A 17,842-nucleotide genomic window follows, 5' to 3' on the forward strand; every position below is an offset into this window, starting at 1 on the left:
ATCCAGGACAGCACCTGTCCTGGATAGCTGGGCGGGCGGCTGCAGCAGCTCAGGCACCGCCGTTGCGCACGGACTCTCAAACCGACTTGGGGCATCGACTACACAATGTCACTATCGGTAACCATCAGGATGTCGATCCGGATCGGATTTCTCGCCGCCGTAGTCATGGCAGGCCGTCAATCACCTGCCGAACTCACGAGAGGAGCGGCGATACGAGCAGACCCCTGGGTCCTCTCGCCGCCACTCCTCTCGTGAGTTCGTTTCATTCAACGTCACTCTCGAAGAGTGACCGAGGCAAAATTCAAGAACTCGAATCAGAACCAAGGCTCGACGGCAAAATCAGTGCTGTTTACGGTGCTGCGATCATGGACTACACCGCTAGCCCGCTCGGATCCCCAGGTGTAGTCATCAACCCAGTTGGTGTACACCCTTGCAGTTTTAGTGGGTGCGATCAGCACATCCCATACCCTTTTGCTGGCTAGGTCATTATAATCATCGTCGTCGAGGTGGGCGCTGAATGACACGCGGTGGTTGACGGCGTCGATATTGCGCACCTCCGTATAAGCGCGATCTGCACTCGTACCGCTCCATTCGATGCAGGAACGGATGCTGAGAGAATAGCCGCCCCGGTTGCCATGGTGGATTGACTCCCACAGGGTGCACGTGCTCGAAGATGCCGCTTGAGCGCTCCCGGCAGTACCGGTGACGAGCGCCCCTGATGCGATCACCAAGGTAAGTAGAGTAGAAAATGTCCTCTTCATGTCTTTAACCTTCTGTCCGGTTACCTTGATTCTCATGCAACAGCATTGACCGTATTTCTGCTAGGGGTAGAAGGTACTCGTATTTGACCGTATGAACGAGCCTGGCGCGGACCTGCGCGCAAGCAGACAAATCCGCCGGGGATAAATAGGACCGAGCAGCAGAGCCCTTGTACCGCAGCGGTGCCCGCTGCGACTGATGGCCAGGTCAGTGGCTCTGGCTGTGGCGTTCGCAGCGGCAGGTGAGGCCTTGCTGCAGGCGCTGTCTGCGTCTGTCCGACCAGTACGAGGCGGGCCGAGACCATCGCCAGCAGCCCCGAGAATGCGGCTGCCAGCCGCTCGCCGTGGCCAAGCCCGTGAGCTCACCGGGCAAGGCCTGGGCCGTATCGTCCGGGCCGGACTCGGTCCGCACTCGCCGCCGCCGTCTTCGCCGACGAGCCCTCAACGCGGCGGGCGGACGGAAGACGCAGAGCTCCTGCCGGCGGAGCGCTGGTCCGGCTTCTGCTGCGAGCTCGCCCATGAGCAGGACCCCCCGGGTTCCCGCGCGACGCGCCCAAGGGCTGAACGTGCCGCAGCGCACCAGCAGACGTGACCCGCGAGGTTACCGCCGGGCTGCGCCGCCGGTACCGCGCGGATGTTGAGCCTTCTGACGGGCTTCGCCGAGCGGACCGGCCCGTCTGGCCGACTGCTAAACGCCGTAGCAGACATGCTTTTCCCCATGGTGCGCGACTTCCCGGCCGCACTGCACAGGGGGGTGAAGCCGGGGCTGGTCATGCGACGTCCCGTTGAGGGTCATGCCAGCCCCGCTCGGCTGTCCAGGGCGGTTCCTGGTGACGCTGCGGTGCCCGTCATGCGGACGCTCGTACCGGGGTCGGCATGGTGGCGTGGCCGGCCGCGGCTTGCAGCTTCAGCATGGAGGCCGTCCCTCGAGGCGCGTCGGCATGCATGTTCTGGAATCGCTTCCCCGGCCGTACATCCGCTTTCGATGGTCCCGCTGCGAATAGACAGCCTGTGATAGCCGGGGGGAATCCAGATCGGTTCAGTCAATCTGGTTCCAGCTGACCGGCATTCCCGGAAGCTTAATAGATGGGTTGGAAGTGCCGGATTAGTACCAAGGCTCGAAGGCCCATCCGGTAGCGAAGGCAGTTCCGAAGTTCTGCATCCAGGGATACCGGACAGCGGAATTTCCTGAAGCCTTCTCGGGTCCCCAGGTGTAGTCGTCAACCCAGGCGGTGTAAACCGTAACCGAAGCATTGTTTTCGAGTGTTTTTTCCTGGCGCTTGTATCCAAGCTGATTTCCGGCATCGTCCCGGAGAGTTGCCGTAATCGCTACCTCCCGGGTCAGCCCGGATATATTCTGAGCCTCGGTGTATGCCCGGTCTGCGGTTGTTCCAGACCACTGAATACAGCCTCGCATCTTAATGTTCTGGGCGATTGTCCAGGCACTGCATGAAGAACCGCTAGCCGCTTCCGCGGTTCCAGCAGTAGCTCCGATGAGTGCTCCCGCTGCAAGGGCAGAGGTCAGCAGGGCCGGAAGAATCTTCTTCTTCATATCTTAAGTCCTTCGCTAGGGCGGGTGGCCAACGCCTCAAACTAATCCTTTCGGTGTCGTGCCGCGTGAGCACGGAGTACTCGTTTCGGACGCGGGTTGATTTGAAACTGGCACACTGAACTTCTTCACACCGCTTCCTGCGGTGAAAGAGCGGGCCGATGAGGGAAACGACGGGGCCTCTGATGCCAGGGACCCGGGCAAGGATCGGCAACGGGTCTGTCGAGCATGCATGAGCGGCCCCAGCAGAGAGGGTTCCGCGAAAGGGGCGGGCGGACAGGGGCTGCGGCTGGGCTGGTGACCGCCGGGCCGGGCGGTCAAGAGGAAACACGCTCGCGGCACAGAGAACACGGTCGCGCGGGAACACAGCCCGGGAAAGCAGGACGAGCGCCTGCCCCTGAGACATCGCCTGTGGGCCGGCGCGGAGAGCGGCCGCAGTTGACCTGGACTCCGGCGGTGCCTTCGCAGGCCGCCCGGGCCGGAGGTCCGGGCCGGCTCACGGTCAAGGACTGAGCGCCACAGTCTTTGCACACGGTACCCAGCCGGTCCGCACTCGTCTGTGCCGCCACGGGCGGACGTTGCGTGCCTGAAAGCGCCGGCCCATCACCAAGCAGTCACAAAGCGTGGCCTGCCAACGCTCGCAGTCACGGCTTCACGCAGCCTCGCTGTCTGCGGCTTCCTGCACTGCGCTGCAGGAAGCTGCACCCAAATACGCTTCCCATGCTTTCGCTGGAATGGAACGATCTAGACGTCCAGGAGAGAAGACTCCTGAACGAGATCGCGCCATCGCTCCAGAGATTGGAATATCCTTTAGTCTCCTCGATCGCAACAGATTTCTCCTTTCTGTTCTGTTCGCCGCATCGGCCGTATCGCACTTTGGGGTTTCAGGCCTACTGGAGAATGGGACCGAGTTTCTCACGACCGAAGCTTCCTCCGTAGTGGAATCTAAATCACCATCGAGTCATCAGGATGCCTGCTTCTCCGGAGTAGAAAACAGACGTGTCGTCCTTGCGGGACGGCCGCTACTCCCGTAAAACTGACCTGCAGTTGCCCACATTGGAATTAACCAATTAATCATCTGGAGGGCTCCCGCCGGAAAGGAGGGCTGGGCAGAGATGTGCGAAGGCCATCCGGAAGTCGCGATCATCTGTCGCGACATGGCTTCCGCCTACGCCCAGGCAGCCAGAGCTGCCGCACCTCCAGCGGTCCAGACCGAAGACGTGTGGCGCCTCTGGAACGACCTCGCCAAGGCCATCGAGAAGACCCTCACCAGCCACTGCGCCTGCATCCCGTCGGCTATGAAGCCAGGCAACCTGACTGGCAGCTCCGTCGCACCGCTGGACGGAACACTCGACGTCAACGGCGCCGGTATGGATCGTCGGACGGATCCGCGAACGACACCGCCACGCCCCCGAACTCCTAGGGGGGTGTCTTGCCGATCATTGGTCGAGCCAGATGAGGGTGCTGGCGAGGGTGATGGCGGCGAGGTAGCGGTCGGGACGTTTGTCGTAGCGGGTGGCGATGCCGCGCCATTGCTTGAGCCGGTGGAAGCAGCGTTCGACGACGTTGCGACGCCGGTAGGCGGCCCTGTCGAAGCCGCAGGGCCGTTCACGGCGTCGTCTGCGGCCGGCGAGCTGGTCGACGCGCTCGGGAATGGTGGTCTTGATGCCGCGCCGGCGGAGGTAGGCCCGGAAAGTGCGGGCGGAGTAACCCTTGTCCGCGACGACGCGCTCGGGCCGGGTCCGGGGTCTTCCCGGACCCGGCCCGGGGACGCGGATCAGGCTGATGACGGTCTCGGCCTGGGTGCAGTCGTTCCGGTTGCCAGCGCTGACCAGGAACGCCAGAGGCCGGCCCTGGCCGTCGCAGGCAAGGCGAATTTTGCTGGTCAGCCCGCCGCGGGAACGTCCGAGTCCGCGTTCTTCAAGCCCCCTTTGGCAGCCGCGTGCTGGTGGGCCCGCACGATCGTGGAGTCGATCGCGACCAGCCAGTCCACCTCCGCCCGTGTCTGCACGGCGGTCAGAAGCCGGTCGAAGGTGCCGTCGGCGGCCCATCGGGCGAAGCGTCCGTGGACGGTCTGCCAGGGGCCGAATCGCTCGGGCAGGTCCCTCCAGGGCAGCCCGGTGCGGAACTTGAACACGATGCCCTCAAGGACCTGGCGGTGATCCCGCCACCGCCCCCGAGCCTTGCCCACGGGCGGCAGCAACGGCTCGATCACCGCCCACGCCGCGTCAGGAATCTCCCCATCCCTCACGACCGGACCAACGATCCGATGATCGCAAAGACACCCCCTAGCTCAAGACGGGGGCTGAGGAACATCCGTGTCAGATCGTGCGCTAAGGGTTCGCTGGGCTGGTTGGTGCTTTGACCTGGGGTGATTGACCGTCGGAGTCTTCGTGGGTCGTTGTTGTCGATCTTCGGAGAGCTGTTGTGGCGGTCGAGTTCCTGACGGATGAGCAGGCGGCCCGGTACGGATCGTTCCATGAGGCGCCTTCGCGGGCGGAGCTGGAGAGGTACTTCTTCCTGGATGACGCGGACCGGGAGGCGGTGCAGGCCAAGCGGCGTTCGCACGACCGGCTCGGGTTCGCGGTCCAGCTGACGAGTGTGCGGTTCCTGGGCCGGTTCATGCCGGACCCGCGGCTGGTGCCGGCGGAGGTGGCGGAGTACCTGGCCGGGCAGTTGGACATGGAGGACGCCTCGTGCCTGAAGCTATACGGCGAGCGGGACGGTACAGCTCGTACGCACGCCGGGGAGATCCAGGAGACCGGGAGCTGGCGGGACTTCACCGAGGTCCGCGAGGAGCTGGCGGGCTGGCTGGACGCTCGGGCCTGGACGACGGGGGACGGGCCGAAGGCGTTGTTCGACGCGGCGGCGGGATGGCTGCGCGAGGGCCGGGTGCTGCTGCCGGGGGTGAGCCGACTGGCCCGGCTGGTGGGGTCGGTCCGGGAGGCGGCGAACCAGCGGCTGTGGGACACCCTGTACGGGATGCTCGGCACGGGGCAGCGGGCGGTGCTGGACTCCTTGCTGACCGTGCCGCCCGGTGAGCGTGTCTCCGAGCTGGACCGGCTGCGGCGCGGGCCGGTGAGGGTATCGGGCCCGCAGATGAAGCGGGCGCTGGAGCATGCGGAGGAGATCGCCGCGCTCGGGATGGGCGCCGTGGACGTGTCGGGGATACCGCCGCGCAGGTTGGCGGAGCTGTCGCGGTACAGGGTGGACGGGAAGGCGTCGCTGCTGCGCCGGCACTCCGACGCTCGCCGCCTGGCGACTCTGCTGGCCACCACCGTCTACCTGACCTCGCGGGCGGTCGATGACGCGCTGGACCTGCTGGAGGTCCTGATCGCGACGAAGCTGCTGGCCAAGGCGGAACGCGAGAGCGCGAAGGAGAAGCTGAAGACCCTGCCGCGCGTGGAGCGGGCGTCGGCGAAGTTGGCGACGGCCTTCCAGGTCGTGTTCGACACCACGAGCGAGCAGGTCGACACCGACACCGGGGAGATCGCCCCGCCGAAGGTGGCGAGCCTGGAGGCGATGTGGGCGGCCATCGAGCAGGTAGTGCCCCGCCACGAGCTGGCCGCCGCGATCGCCGCACTGTTCGAGGTGACCCCGCCGCTGGACTCGGATGCCGACGAGGCATGGCGCGCCATGCTGATCAACCGGTTCGGCACGGTCCGCCCGTTCCTGAAGCTGCTGGTCACCGTGGTGGACTTCGACGCCACCCCGGAGGGCGAACCGGTGCTGGCCGCGCTGCTGTCGCTGCCGGAGCTGATGGGCCGCAAGAAGGTCGGCCCGGCGGAGATCGACACCGCCCTGCTGGGCGGCTCGTGGCGGCGTCTGGTGCTGGCGGCGCCGCATCTGGAGCCGGGCACGGTGGACTGGAAGGCGTACACGTTCTGCGTGCTGGAGCAGCTGCACCGGATGCTGCGCAGCAAGCAGGTCTTCGCCCGCAACTCCTCGAAGTGGGGTGACCCGCGGGCCAAGCTCCTGGCCGGCGAGGCGTGGCAGCAGGCCCGCCCGACCGTCCTCGCCTCGCTGAACCTGCGCGGGGAGGCGGGCGGGCACCTTGCGGCGCGGGCGGCGCTGCTGGACGGCACCTACCGGGAGGTCGCCGCCCGGGTCCCGGACACGCACAGATCGTCTTCGACGACGACGGCCGCCTGCACTTCGCCGCCCTGGAGCCGGAGCTCGAACCGGCCTCTCTCCTCGACCTGCGGGCCGCGGTGAACGCCATGCTGCCCCGGGTGGATCTGTCCGAGGTGCTGCTGGAGGTGATGTCCTGGACCGGCGCCGACCAGGCGTTCACCTCGGTCACCGGCGGCGAAGCACGGTTGAAGGACCTGCACGTCACGATCGCCGCGCTGCTGGTCGCCCACGGCTGCAACGTCGGCTACACCCCGGTGATGGGCGGCGCGGACCCGCTGAAGTACGGCAGGTTGTCCCACGTGGACCAGACGTACCTGCGGCTGGCGACCTATCGGGCCGCGAATGCGGCCCTCATCGAGCACCAGGCGTCCATTCCGCTGGCCCAGGCGTGGGGCGGGGGCCTGGTCGCCTCGGTGGACGGGATGCGGTTCGTCGTCCCCGTACTGTAGGTGTACGCGCGGCCGAACCCGAAGTACTTCGGGCGGCGGGGCGGCGCCACGTGGCTCAACATGATCAACGACCAGGCGGCGGGCCTGGGCGGGAAGGTCGTGGCCGGCACTCCGCGCGACTCCCTGTATGTGCTGGACGTCCTCTACGACCGCGACGGCGGCAAACGCCCGGAGATGATCGGCACCGACACTGCCTCGTACAGCGACATCGTGTTCGGCCTGCTCACCCTCGCCGGGTTCGCCTACGCCCCGCAGCTCGCGGACCTGCCGGACCAGAAGATGTGGCGCATCGACCGCACCGCCGACTACGGCGCCTTCCAGGACGCCGCCCGCGGCCGGGTCGACCTCGCCCGCATCGAGCGGCACTGGGAGGGCATCCTGCGGATCATCGGCTCCATCCACACCGGCGCCGTCCGTGCCTACGACGTCATCCGGATGCTCTCCCGCGACGGACGCCCCACCCCGCTGGGCGACGCGATCGCGCACTACGGGCGAATCGCCAAGACCCTGCACATCCTGCGCCTGGCCGACGAGCCCGGCTACCGACGGCAGATCAAGGTGCAGGCCAACCTCCAGGAAGGCCGTCACGCCCTCGCGCGGAAGATCTTCCACGGCCGGGCCGGGCAGCTCTACCAGCGCTACCAGGACGGCATGGAGGACCAGATCGGCGCGCTCGGCCTGGTCCTCAACGCCCTCGTGCTGTTCAACACCCGCTACATGGACGCCGCGGTCAACCAGTTGCGCGCCGACGGCTTCGACGTGCGTGACGAGGACGTCGCCCGGCTGTCCCCGTTCGTGCGCCACCACATCAACGTTTATCTGGACGATTTCCAGGTCGGTGAGGGCTTACTCGTAGAAGCAGGCAGCCCTCAGCATGCTGGCGATCAAGCTCCAGTCGGGGCGGTCGGGAACGGGCTCTCCTCGGTTGATGAAGTAGCCGTCCATATCGTTGGTCCAGGCACTGAGTGCTTCGAGGTAGCGATCCAGTGTTTGGTTCCCCCAACCGTTGGAAGGGGCCTCGGCCTCTTGGCTGAGCTGTCTGATGTAGGAGACGAGGTCTGCCCGTGTTCTCACCCAGCTGGTGTCGTTCAGCGAGTCCATAGCGAAGATCTTGCACGGCGCGCGGCGCGGACCTCTCATTGGGGGCGAAGCGGCCTCCCTCTGATGAGAGTGGGTTGGTCAGCAGTGGTCGTCAGGGCCGGGTGCGGTGCTCTCGCCGAGGTCTCCGAGGAGACCGCGGATTCGGTCGGCGGTGGCGTTGTGTCGCTCGACCTCGTGGGGCCAGCCGCGTTCGACGGCGTCCTGGGCGAGCTGCTGTTCACGGGCGAGCCGGGACCGCAGGCGTGGTGCGTACTCGCTCGTGGTGAGGAACTTCGAGCAGCGGAGGTAGAGGTCGCACTCGCAGGGCCCTTCGGCGGGTGCCCGCAGGCAGTGGCCGAGTTCGAGTTCGGTCTTGAAGAAGTTGGTCTTGAGCCAGTTCAGGGTGTCCTCGCCGATCCGGCTCGTCAGCAGTTCCTCCGCCGCTGGGCCCGCGATCCGTCCACCGGCTGCGATGACCTTCTCGTACTGCTTCTTCAGGACGGGGTCGCTGATGTGGGAGTGAGTTGCCGACATCTGCGCGTTGCGGTGCCCGAGGATCGCCAAGATCGTCTGGATCTGAGCGCCGCCTTCGGCGAGCTGGGTGCCGACCGTGTGGCGGAACCGGTGGGCGGTCACGGTGGGGTTGCCGTCGCCATCGACGAGCCCGGCCTTGTGGCAGGCGATCTCCAGGGCGTCCTCGTAGAGGAAGTGGCGGCCCATGGGCTTGCCCCGCCGCATGAACACGTAGCGGACCGACCGCTGGGCCCATGCGTCGTGGCGGGCTGCGGCGTTCGCAGCCTTGGCGGCGTCGATCAGCTCGCGCAGGGCGTCCGCCGCTTGGGGGTGCAGCGGGACCATGCGCTCGGTGTAGGTCTTGCCGACCGGGATCCGCAGCCGCGGGTAGCCGTCGGGGTAGGCGTCCAGGCAGTCCAAGGTCAGCCGTGCGATCTCCCCGCGCCGGGCACCGCTCCAGCGCAGCAGAAGCAGAGCAGCTCGTTGGTGCGGATCTTCGAGTCCCTCGACCGCTTCCATGAGGCGGTCCAGCTCGGCCCGGGGGATGAACCGCGGCAGTGCGGACGGGAGTTTGGGCATGTCCGAGCGACCAAGCAGGGGCCTGCCTGGAACATCGCTCCAGCCCCACTGGCTGGTCTCGCGGAAGAACTGAAGCGGGCTGAGGTAGGTGTAGCGGGACCGTGCCGTCAGCGGCCGTCCGGTGCGAGCGTTGATGTGCTCGTGCAGGTGGGCCATGAAGCCTTCGACGTGCCGGCGCTCCAGCTGTGTCATCGCTTCGATGTCAGGGTGGGCCTGGGCGAGCCAGCGCAGGAAGTAGCGAAAGGCGTCGCGTGAGTGGCGGACCGACCCGCGCGGTCGCTGGTCTGCAACCGGCCCGAAAGCCAGCGCGCCACCGGGGCGGCGAGCGCCGGCGGCGTCTCAGGAGGGTGAGCTCGGTTCGCCAGAGTTCGGTGGTCTTCAGGCCGTGGAACGGTGGCTCGGGCACCTGTCCGATGTTGAACAGCAGCACATGGACGCCGTGCAGCCTGGTCAGACACGCCTTCTGGTAGATCTCAGCGAGCTGGTCCATGGGCATGCGGCGGCGTGCGTTGGAGACGTGGCTGGCCCGCACGAACCCGGCCTCCGGCCGGGCGCAGTAGCGCTTGATCTCTTCGGCGAGCGCTGTGAGGTCGTCGAGCCTGATCGCGCGCAGATCGGGGTCTCCTCGCATCAGGAGAAGGCGGGTGAAGGTCCAGGTGAGGACGGACCGGCCGCTGACAGGCGCGTAGCCGAGCTGGAGCATGCGGGCGGAGAGCGAATCGAGCAGATCCAGGTCCAGTCCGAGGCCGGCGGCGACCTTGGGGACGAAGAGGCTGTCGAAGTTCCGGCTGAGGACGGCCCGATGCGTTTGCCGGGCTCGTGCGCGACGCGGCCGTGCAGGTCCAGGCGGACCAGCAGGGGCTCGGCGAACCAGTCCTCCAGGTCCGGCCAGTGTTTGAGGAAGCGGTTGTGGAAGTAGCGGCGGGACTTGACTGACGCCGGAGCATCGGAGAATGTCGACCGGACCCAGGCGAGGTACTCCTCCCTCGGCGCGTGGCACCGGCGGCGGGCCGGTTCCGGAACGAGGGCGAGCGCGGTCACCGGTTGTTCTCCAGCGCGCGGGTGTAGTCGGCCAGCACGGCCTCGTCGGAGACGCGGGTGTAGACCTTCGTCGACTCCGGCGATGCGTGTCCCAATCGCTTCTACAGGGACAGCTCCCGCATCCCGCCCTCCCACATCGCGGTGGCGTGAGTGTGCCGGAGCGCGTGGGGCGTGGTCTCCGGCGTTCGCAGGCCGAGCTTGTCCAGCCGCCGCGCGAACAGCCGCACCACCGCGTCGTAGCCCAGCGGCTCCAGGCGGCGGGTGCCCTTTCCACCGACCAGGAACACGAACGGGCTGGTCGCGTCGAGCGGGCGCTCGTGCATCACGTAGCGGCTGACCGCATCCAGGGTGCGGGGCTCGTGCAGGTCCACGACCCGTTCGGTGCGGGACTTGCCGCGGACCCCGCGCGGGTGGTCGTCGCGCTTGCGGACCGTCACCCGGCGCCGGCCGTAGGAGATGTCGTCAGGTGCAGCGACAGCACCTCGCCTGGCCGCAGACCGCCGTCCAGCATCAACAGGAACACCGCCAGGTCCCGCAGCCGCTTCAGGCTGCCGATGAACTTCTCCAGCACCGCCTCGTCCACCGGCCGCGGCAGTCGCCGCGGCTGCTTGACCGCCACCGTGCGGCGCGTCGCCTGCTGACGACTCGCGCGGCCCATGAACGGCTGATGCCGGTCCGGCACCCGGGCAAGCGCCGGGTCAAGGCGCTTCTGCATCGGGGAGTCGCCGTCGTACTCCTCAGCGACCACCGCCCAGTCGTAGAAGCTGGAGACGGCGGCCAGGATCCGGTTCACGTCGCCGGAGCGAGCAGCCTGCCCGGCGTCTCCGGGCCACCGACCACCACCGTCAGGCCGAGCCGCTGGGCCGGCCGCCGCGACGGTGCCCGCCGCAGGAACGCCAGCAGCCGCAACGCATCCGGGCCCCGGAACTCACGCCAGTCCATGCCCTCAGCGGCAACGAAGGTGAACAGCCGCCGCAGGTCGTACGCGTACGCGCAGATCGTGTGCGGCGAGAAACCCCGGTCGACCAGATGATCCAGGAACCGGCAGGCCGCCGTGACCGGTTCACCGTCCCCGTCGACCAACCGCACTCGCCGTACGACACCGCCATCGCGTTCCTTGACCACCCGCACACCGGCCTCCCCGAGCCTGCACTCAGGTGGCCCAACGAACCCTGCACCTCGATCGCCACGGCGTCGGTGCAGGCGTCACTCGAAGGTGTCCAGATAAGGAGATGCTGGGCCGGTACTCCTTCCAGCTTCCCGACCTGCCTGGCGGAATGCGCCCCCTGCGCGATCCGGACACCGCCGAGGTTCGAGTCCCCGCTCCGCTCTCGCCGGGCAGGAACGTAACCGCCCCGGCGGCAGGCTGACGTCAGGGGCAGTGGCGTGCACGAAGCCTGTCGAGTCAGGTGCTGAGCGCGTGTCCGGTTGTTGAGTCGATGTGCTCTGGGATCTCGTCATGGCGATCGCCCACGGTCGGGGTCCCGGTTGGCTCGAACATGAGAATTGCGGCGCCGGACGGAGCGTACGGCTTGTGCTCTGTGCCTCGGGGGACGGTGAAGACCGCCCCCTGTGGGAGCAGGACCGTGCGCTCCCCGTCGGGCTCGCGCAGGGAGATGCGCAGCTCGCCGTCGAGTACCAGGAAGAACTCGTCGGTGTCGTCGTGGACGTGCCAGATGTGTTCGCCCTCGACCTTGGCGATGCGGACGTCGTAGTCGTTGACGCGCGTGACGATGCGGGGGCTCCACAAGGCGTCGAAGGAGGCTAGAGCCTTGCTGAGGGGGATGGGTTCGCTGCTCATGGGCTCATCTTGAGCCGTTTCGCTTGACCGCTGCGAGTGCTAGGAATTGCACATGGCGAAAGAATCCTCGCAGGCAGCTCACGCGGCGGGCGGACACCGGGTCGTCGTGATCGTGGACGAGAACTCGAACCCCTTCGAGCTCGGCTGCGCGACCGAGGTCTTCGGTTTGCGCAGACCGGAGATCGGCCGTGATCTCTACGACTTCAGGCTCTGTTCCCCCGAGCCCCGCACCATGATGCGAGACGGATTCTTCACGCTCACGGGAGTCGCCGACCTGGAAGCGGCCGACGAGGCGGACACTTTGATCGTCCCCAACCGCCCGGACATCGAAGTGCCCCGCCGTCCCGCCGTGCTCGATGCCGTCCGCCGGGCACACGCCCGAGGTGCGCGCCTGGTCGGCTTCTGCAGCGGCGCCTTCACACTGGCCGAGGCCGGAGTCCTCGATGGGCGCCGGGCCACCGCGCACTGGCAGTGGGCGGATTCCTTCCGGGCCCGCTTCCCCTCTGTCCAGCTCGAAGCAGACGTGCTGTTCGTGGATGACGGTGACATCCTCACCGCGGCAGGCAGCGCAGCCGCGCTCGATCTTGGGCTGCATGTGGTCCGTCGCGACTACGGCGCGGAGATCGCCAACTCCGTGAGTCGGCGGCTGGTCTTCGCGGCGCACCGGGACGGTGGGCAGCGGCAGTTCGTGGAGCGTCCCATGCCCGACCTGCCGGACGAGTCCTTGGCACCTGTCCTGGCCTGGGCCCAGGAACGGCTGGACTCACCGCTCACCGTGTCCGGCCTTGCGGCGCGTGCGGCGGTCAGTCCGGCGACGCTGCATCGCCGCTTCCAGGCGCAACTGGGCACCACGCCGCTGGCGTGGCTGACGGGGGAACGGCTTGCTCTGGCGTGCCGGTTGATCGAGCGAGGTGAGTCCCGGTTCGAGGTAGTCGCGCGACGCAGCGGGCTTGGCACCGCTGCCAATCTGCGCACTCTGATGCGCCGCGAGACCGGCATCACACCGTCGGCGTACAAGCGCCGGTTCGGGCGGGAGGCGAACTGACCGCGGGCATCCCCTGCCGACGAACCACGTGTGCTTCATCGTCTGCTATCGCCAGGGGCGAGCAGGCTTGTCAGCTCCGAGATCGCCTCGGGAGAGGGCTTGAAGTAGCGGCGGACGTTCTCCGGCTTCTTGTGCCGGGACTTCGCCATCAGCATCAGCAGGGAGGCACCCTGCTCGCCGAGGTGGGTGAGGGCGGAGTGGCGGTACTCGTGCAGGTCCCAGCCAGTCCCCGGACCGCGTACGGCGGTGTGCTCATCGAGGAGGGCGCGGGCCTGGCAATAGGACAGGCGGGCCAGCCCGGTGTCCGGGCACACATCGCGCGCGCTGACGATCTTCCCCGGGCCGGGTCGGCGGTGGGTGACGAACACCGGTCCGCAGGTACGGCCGCGCAGCAGCCGGGGCAGGAGCCGGGCGGTGCCGGCGTCCCAGTAGACGGTCTCCAGCACGAAGTCCTCGCGCGCCTGCCCGCGGCGCCGGGCCTTGCTCCGGGCGCCCTTGGCCTTGACCGGGCAGCGGCGGGCGGCGAGGTCCAGGTCCTCGATGTTCACTTCGAGGACCTCCTCGGACCGCCCGGCGGTCTCGTAGAGCGTCCGCCACAGCGTCTTCTCCCGCAGGTGCACCTCGCGCCGGGCGATGAGCCGGTCCACGGCCATCTTCGATCGGGCCGGGGTCTCGGAGTCCGGCACCGCCAGCCGCTTCGTCCAGGCCGGGACAGCCGGACCGTCGTAGCCGTACTCCGCACACCAGCCCAGCACCGCCGCCCGGCGGGCGTTCCAGGTGTTGACCGCCGCGGTGCCCCACAGTAGTTCCAGGGCCTCGCCGATCTCGTCGTTCGCGACCGACCCGAGCGGGCGGGCCTCCCCGATCCGCTCGGCGGTCTTGCCGTCCCCGACCCCGTAGCTGCGGACGGTGTTCGGGTTGCGCAGTGAGTCGAGGAAGGCGTCGGCCGCCGCTCGGACGGTCAACGCCTTCCCGGCCGGCAGTTGTACGACGGTGGGCACCGCTTCCCCCTTGCCACGGATAACAGGGCCGCTTCAACGTACAGCCCGGAGAACGTCACCGCAGGTGACGAACCAAGCTCCCGCAGATAATTGGGCGTTATCCGTGGAACAACTTCAGAGCCGCCCCGTCACCGGCACCCCGCCGACCGCCCACCAGGGCCGACGAACGCTTAGCGCACGATCTGACATGGATGTTCCTCAGCCCCCAAGAGCCCCGTGGGTTCAGGGAAACTGAAGGCTCTTCAGCGCGAACCCGCGGGTCGCAAGCTGTGCTCTGTGGGGGTCGGCCCCCCGAGTTCCTTGCCAACTCACGGCAAGGCGTCCTGGCCCGTGGGCATCGTCGCCTCGTGGAGATGTTCCTCAACCGGACCCAGGTGCTGGTCATGGGCCAGGACGATCTCGTCCGCGAGGTTGAGGATGCGGATGGTGCCTTCGGGGAACTGGACGGTGATACCGACGGCGAAGTCGTAGTTGCCGTGCTGGTAGCGGATCTCCCGGACGGAGAGGATCCGCTGGCCGATGAACCGGGTCATGGGGAACTCGGGCAGGTCGTCCTCGACCGTGATGTGGCCGCACTCGTCCATGTCGTAGGGGCCGTGGGGCTGGTCGATCTCCAGGGACAACCCGTCGCCCGGTGTGTGGAACCGGACGGGGCCGAGGCCGTCCATGTGCAGCCACATGTGCAGGAGGGAGGACTCGGTCTCCTGGTAGTGGTGCCAGGACGTCGTCACCCTCAGCAGGCGCCTTCCGACCAGGTTCTCAGCGTTGATCATCCGCCGATGCTGCCACGACGTTCCACGATTCGGCATTGGTTTCCAGGAGGCGCCGTGCGGAGTCCGCTTAGGACTCGGAGGACTAGGATCTGACGAGTTGCTGTGCCGTCGAAGAGACGTCGTAGTCGACGAGCAGGGCAGCATGTCCGACGCAACCGACATTGATGTTGGTTGCCCCGTTCAGCTTGGTACTGGCGTCGGGGTTGATGATCTCATCGCACCAGGACCACAAGGTCGAGTAGTGCACGTCTCCGGGAGTCTCATCCCCTGAGTTGAGGTCAGTCAGGAACGCGCTGCCCACTTGCATCTCGCGACATGACGGGAGGAACCCCGCGCACAGTGACGCCGTGTATGTTCCGTGATTCGGCCCACCGATCGACACCCAGTCGTCTACGGCCTCAACGCCGCCAAGGTTCTTGAGGTAGAAGCGAGTGCTCAGTCCTCCCATGGAATGGCTGATGATGTCGACCTTGTCCGATCCCGTACGGGCTCTCAGCCGGTTAACGGCCTCACGGATTTCTTCGGCCGTCTCCGTGTTGGACTGCTGCGTGTTGTAGGAGATGGCCTCTAGCCGGTCCCCCTGGTAGCCGGCGGCTCTGAAGTCACCAAGCATGAGTGACCAGTTCCATGAGGCGCCGGACCAACCGTGGACGAAGAGGACTGGGTCGGGTGTGTTCGCGGCCTGCGCTGGCGCACAGAACAGGAGCGAAGCGGACCCGAGACACGTCATGGCTACGAGTGAAGACAAGCGTCTGGGCCATGCTGGCATGGTGGCTCCACAGGTAAGGGGTGCGCGGGCAAGGCGAGGGTCACGAAGCGAGGCGAACCTGGAAACTGCCGGTGTGAGCAACAGGCTGCCGGGCGCGTCTGCTTATGGTGCCTTGCGGGCAGCGTGACGTGTCTATGAGTAGTGCATCCTCAAAACGAGGGAGTCACGTATGCCGCACGCCGCACGCTGCACGCCGCTCCCCGCCAGGGTGGCCGGTCTAGCAGTGGCGCACCAGCACCCATGTCGGTGACATCATCATCGGAGTCCTCACCTACTGGGCCCCCGATGCACACTCTGACTCACGGGTGCGTGATGCTGCTTGACTGGCGTCGTTGCAGGCCGGTTGAAGCAGGCACGAGCAAGGCAGGCCGTGAGCAGGGTTTCCGACGACAGGTCAGGCAGACATGTCTCTCCCAGTGTTTCGGAGTCTTCCATCAGCTCGGCTGAAGCAGTAGGAGAGCTTATTGATGGTCACCTTCGGGACACAGGGTGACGCCCAGGCCATTGCCCGAGCTCTCTCGCGTGCCGGCCTGCGTCCGCAGCGGTCGATGCGTGCCAGACCCCTTCTGCAGCCGCGGTGCAGGGCGGCGATGATGGCCGCATCACGCAGTCATACGGCGCCGGGCCCGCTGGCAAACAACCCGCATACCCTTGGGAAATCCCCTCTAGCGATTCCCAGACCTCGCCTCTACTGTCATCGGCATGCCGAACCTGCCTGACGTCGTACTCTGGTCCATACCGGCTTTCATCCTGCTTACCGGCCTGGAGATCGTCGGCTACCGTCTGCACCCCGACGAGGATGCTGCCGGGTACGAGGCTAGAGACACCGTCACTAGCTTCAGCATGGGCCTCGGCAGCCTCGCCTTCGACGCCTTCTGGAAAATCCCCATCGTTGCGATCTACACCGCCGTTCACGAAGTGACCCCGCTGCGCATCCCCGTCCTGTGGTGGACGATCCTGCTCATGTTGCTCGCGCAGGACCTCTGCTTCTACTGGCAGCACCGCGGCCATCACGTTGTCCGGATCCTGTGGGCCTGCCACGTCGTGCACCACAGCAGCCGCAGGTTCAACCTCTCCACCGCACTGCGGCAGCCCTGGACCAGCCTCACCTCCTGGCCCTTCTACCTGCCCCTGATTGCGCTCGGGGTTCACCCGGCGGCCTTGGCGTTCTGTCACTCAGTCAATCTCGTCTACCAATTCTGGATCCACACCGAGAGGGTCGACAGGCTTCCCCGGCCCTTCGAATTCCTACTCAACACGCCCTCACACCATCGCGTCCATCACGCCTCCCAGGGTGGCTATCTGGACCGCAACTTCGGCGGCATACTCATCATCTGGGACCGACTGTTCGGCTCGTTCGTGTCTGAGACCGACCGGCCCGTATACGGACTCACTAAGAACATCGAGACGCACAATCCGCTGCGGGTTGCCACACACGAGTATCTTGCGATTGTCCGGGACGTCAAAGCAGCCAGCAGCTGGCAAGAGCGGGGCGGACGGCTGTTCGGCGGTCCGGGCTGGCAGCCCGCGCTGGTTCCCCCTCCCCCCGGCCCCCTGCCGCGAGCACCGCGGCGTCTGAGCCCGCCTCGTGAGCACGTGTCCTGCTTGCAGGAGAGCGGCACAGCCGCATGGCAAAAATCCGACATCTCAGGGTGCCGTCGTCGCGCCCGCTGATGGCCGTGAAGTGGATGATGCCGGTGGGGTTCACCTGACAGCAGCAGCCGGCTCCGCCAGCCCTGGTGGGTGAGCGTCCGGCAGAGCGGCGCCCCGACGGACATGGGAAGGGCCTCGCCCGGAGCGCATGCGGCGGCCTGCCCATTTCCGCTTCGGGCCCGGAGACTAGGCCGCCGTCAACGGGTCATCGATGAGCCCCTGCCCCGCCTCCTGAGCTGCCAACAGCTTCACCGCCGAGACGCGGTTCAGCAGCGGCGGCCGCCGGGGCAGCTGATGAAGGGACTGCGGCTTGCCGGCGAAGGACCGATCGCTCCTTGTCCGGGCTGCGGAATCGGATACCAGGCCAAGACCACAAGTAGTAGTATCTCCGCCACCGAGGAGGATCCGTACTGCGTCTGTGGCGAGGCGTAGTTCCGCAGCGTGCCCGGCTTGGAGCGTATGTCGTCGCTCATGCGGGCGGTGCACTGCGATGACCACCCTCGGTGACAGCGTCTTCAAGCGGGCATGGGAGCCGCCAGAGGAAGCAGCCCTTTCCTCGACCGGTAGCGGAAACCGTGGAGCACGAGCCGGAGGGCATCGCTGTCCTGGCCCAGCTCCTCCTCCGCTGGATGCCCAGGCGGCCGGGAAGGGTCTGGCTGCAGGCATGCGGACCCGCCGTTGAGAGATGAGCATCGAC

Annotated in this window: 15 protein-coding genes and 1 pseudogene; 4 read left to right on the forward strand and 12 right to left on the reverse strand. The window is 66.9% G+C overall.

Annotated features, from left to right (window positions below; all coding sequences use genetic code 11):
* Positions 1 to 314 precede the first annotated feature (314 nt).
* The 3 genes from ACFQ79_RS31675 to ACFQ79_RS31685 form a co-directional block, all read right to left on the reverse strand.
* Positions 315 to 797 (reverse strand): hypothetical protein, encoded by a 483-nt coding sequence (locus tag ACFQ79_RS31675; protein ID WP_383589847.1) that lies wholly within the window; start codon positions 795 to 797, stop codon positions 315 to 317.
* Between the two features lie 1,066 nt (positions 798 to 1,863).
* Positions 1,864 to 2,310 (reverse strand): hypothetical protein, encoded by a 447-nt coding sequence (locus tag ACFQ79_RS31680; protein ID WP_383589849.1) that lies wholly within the window; start codon positions 2,308 to 2,310, stop codon positions 1,864 to 1,866.
* A 1,436-nt stretch (positions 2,311 to 3,746) separates the two neighbouring features.
* A protein-coding gene (locus ACFQ79_RS31685; protein WP_383589850.1) for an IS5 family transposase occupies positions 3,747 to 4,558 on the reverse strand; the annotation gives its coding sequence in 2 pieces (ribosomal slippage) (positions 3,747 to 4,217 and positions 4,220 to 4,558; 810 coding nt in all).
* A gap of 176 nt (positions 4,559 to 4,734) precedes the next feature.
* Here ACFQ79_RS31685 and ACFQ79_RS31690 point away from each other — a divergent pair.
* Positions 4,735 to 6,522, forward strand: coding sequence for a DUF4158 domain-containing protein (locus ACFQ79_RS31690; protein WP_383589852.1), 1,788 nt, complete (start codon positions 4,735 to 4,737; stop codon positions 6,520 to 6,522).
* A 47-nt stretch (positions 6,523 to 6,569) separates the two neighbouring features.
* A pseudogene (locus ACFQ79_RS31695) lies at positions 6,570 to 7,649 on the forward strand (transposase); the annotation flags it as partial.
* Between the two features lie 420 nt (positions 7,650 to 8,069).
* On the opposite strand, the gene ACFQ79_RS31700 reads toward ACFQ79_RS31695, so the two are convergent.
* From ACFQ79_RS31700 to ACFQ79_RS31725, 6 genes are all read right to left on the reverse strand, one after another.
* The gene (locus tag ACFQ79_RS31700; protein WP_383589883.1) at positions 8,070 to 9,254 is read right to left on the reverse strand and encodes a tyrosine-type recombinase/integrase; all 1,185 of its coding nucleotides are present in this window, start codon (positions 9,252 to 9,254) and stop codon (positions 8,070 to 8,072) included.
* Positions 9,255 to 9,264: 10 nt separating this feature from the next.
* On the reverse strand, positions 9,265 to 9,765 hold the full coding sequence (locus ACFQ79_RS31705) for a hypothetical protein (protein WP_383589854.1): 501 nt from the start codon (positions 9,763 to 9,765) through the stop codon (positions 9,265 to 9,267).
* 439 nt (positions 9,766 to 10,204) lie between these two features.
* Positions 10,205 to 10,540: a tyrosine-type recombinase/integrase gene (locus ACFQ79_RS31710; RefSeq protein ID WP_383589856.1), complete on the reverse strand. Its 336-nt coding sequence runs from the start codon at positions 10,538 to 10,540 to the stop codon at positions 10,205 to 10,207.
* Positions 10,537 to 10,896 carry a hypothetical protein gene (locus tag ACFQ79_RS31715; RefSeq protein WP_383589858.1) on the reverse strand — a complete coding sequence of 120 codons (360 nt, stop codon included), beginning with the start codon at positions 10,894 to 10,896 and terminating at the stop codon, positions 10,537 to 10,539. Before ACFQ79_RS31715 ends, ACFQ79_RS31710 begins: the two co-directional genes overlap by 4 nt.
* Positions 10,893 to 11,234 carry a site-specific integrase gene (locus ACFQ79_RS31720; RefSeq protein WP_383589860.1) on the reverse strand — a complete coding sequence of 114 codons (342 nt, stop codon included), beginning with the start codon at positions 11,232 to 11,234 and terminating at the stop codon, positions 10,893 to 10,895. Before ACFQ79_RS31720 ends, ACFQ79_RS31715 begins: the two co-directional genes overlap by 4 nt.
* A 274-nt stretch (positions 11,235 to 11,508) precedes the next feature.
* A complete protein-coding gene (locus ACFQ79_RS31725; RefSeq protein WP_383589862.1) occupies positions 11,509 to 11,904 on the reverse strand; it encodes a cupin domain-containing protein in 396 nt (131 codons plus the stop codon).
* A gap of 52 nt (positions 11,905 to 11,956) precedes the next feature.
* Here ACFQ79_RS31725 and ACFQ79_RS31730 point away from each other — a divergent pair, with 52 nt between their 5' ends.
* On the forward strand, positions 11,957 to 12,949 hold the full coding sequence (locus ACFQ79_RS31730) for a GlxA family transcriptional regulator (protein ID WP_383589864.1): 993 nt from the start codon (positions 11,957 to 11,959) through the stop codon (positions 12,947 to 12,949).
* A 35-nt stretch (positions 12,950 to 12,984) separates the two neighbouring features.
* Here ACFQ79_RS31730 and ACFQ79_RS31735 read toward each other — a convergent pair whose 3' ends face one another.
* From ACFQ79_RS31735 to ACFQ79_RS31745, 3 genes are all read right to left on the reverse strand, one after another.
* Complete coding sequence (locus ACFQ79_RS31735) at positions 12,985 to 13,950, reverse strand: site-specific integrase (RefSeq protein ID WP_383589866.1); 966 nt, start codon at positions 13,948 to 13,950, stop codon at positions 12,985 to 12,987.
* Between the two features lie 308 nt (positions 13,951 to 14,258).
* Entirely contained in the window at positions 14,259 to 14,723 is a 465-nt protein-coding gene (locus tag ACFQ79_RS31740; RefSeq protein WP_383589868.1) for a hypothetical protein, read from the reverse strand.
* 82 nt (positions 14,724 to 14,805) lie between these two features.
* A complete protein-coding gene (locus ACFQ79_RS31745; RefSeq protein WP_383589869.1) occupies positions 14,806 to 15,492 on the reverse strand; it encodes an esterase/lipase family protein in 687 nt (228 codons plus the stop codon).
* A gap of 702 nt (positions 15,493 to 16,194) precedes the next feature.
* On the opposite strand from ACFQ79_RS31745, the gene ACFQ79_RS31750 reads away from it, so the two are divergent.
* Complete coding sequence (locus ACFQ79_RS31750; protein ID WP_383589871.1) at positions 16,195 to 17,166, forward strand: sterol desaturase family protein; 972 nt, start codon at positions 16,195 to 16,197, stop codon at positions 17,164 to 17,166.
* Positions 17,167 to 17,842: the final 676 nt, after the last annotated feature.

Source organism: Streptomyces sp. NPDC056480 (genome assembly GCF_042795405.1).
GTDB lineage: Bacteria > Actinomycetota > Actinomycetes > Streptomycetales > Streptomycetaceae > Streptomyces.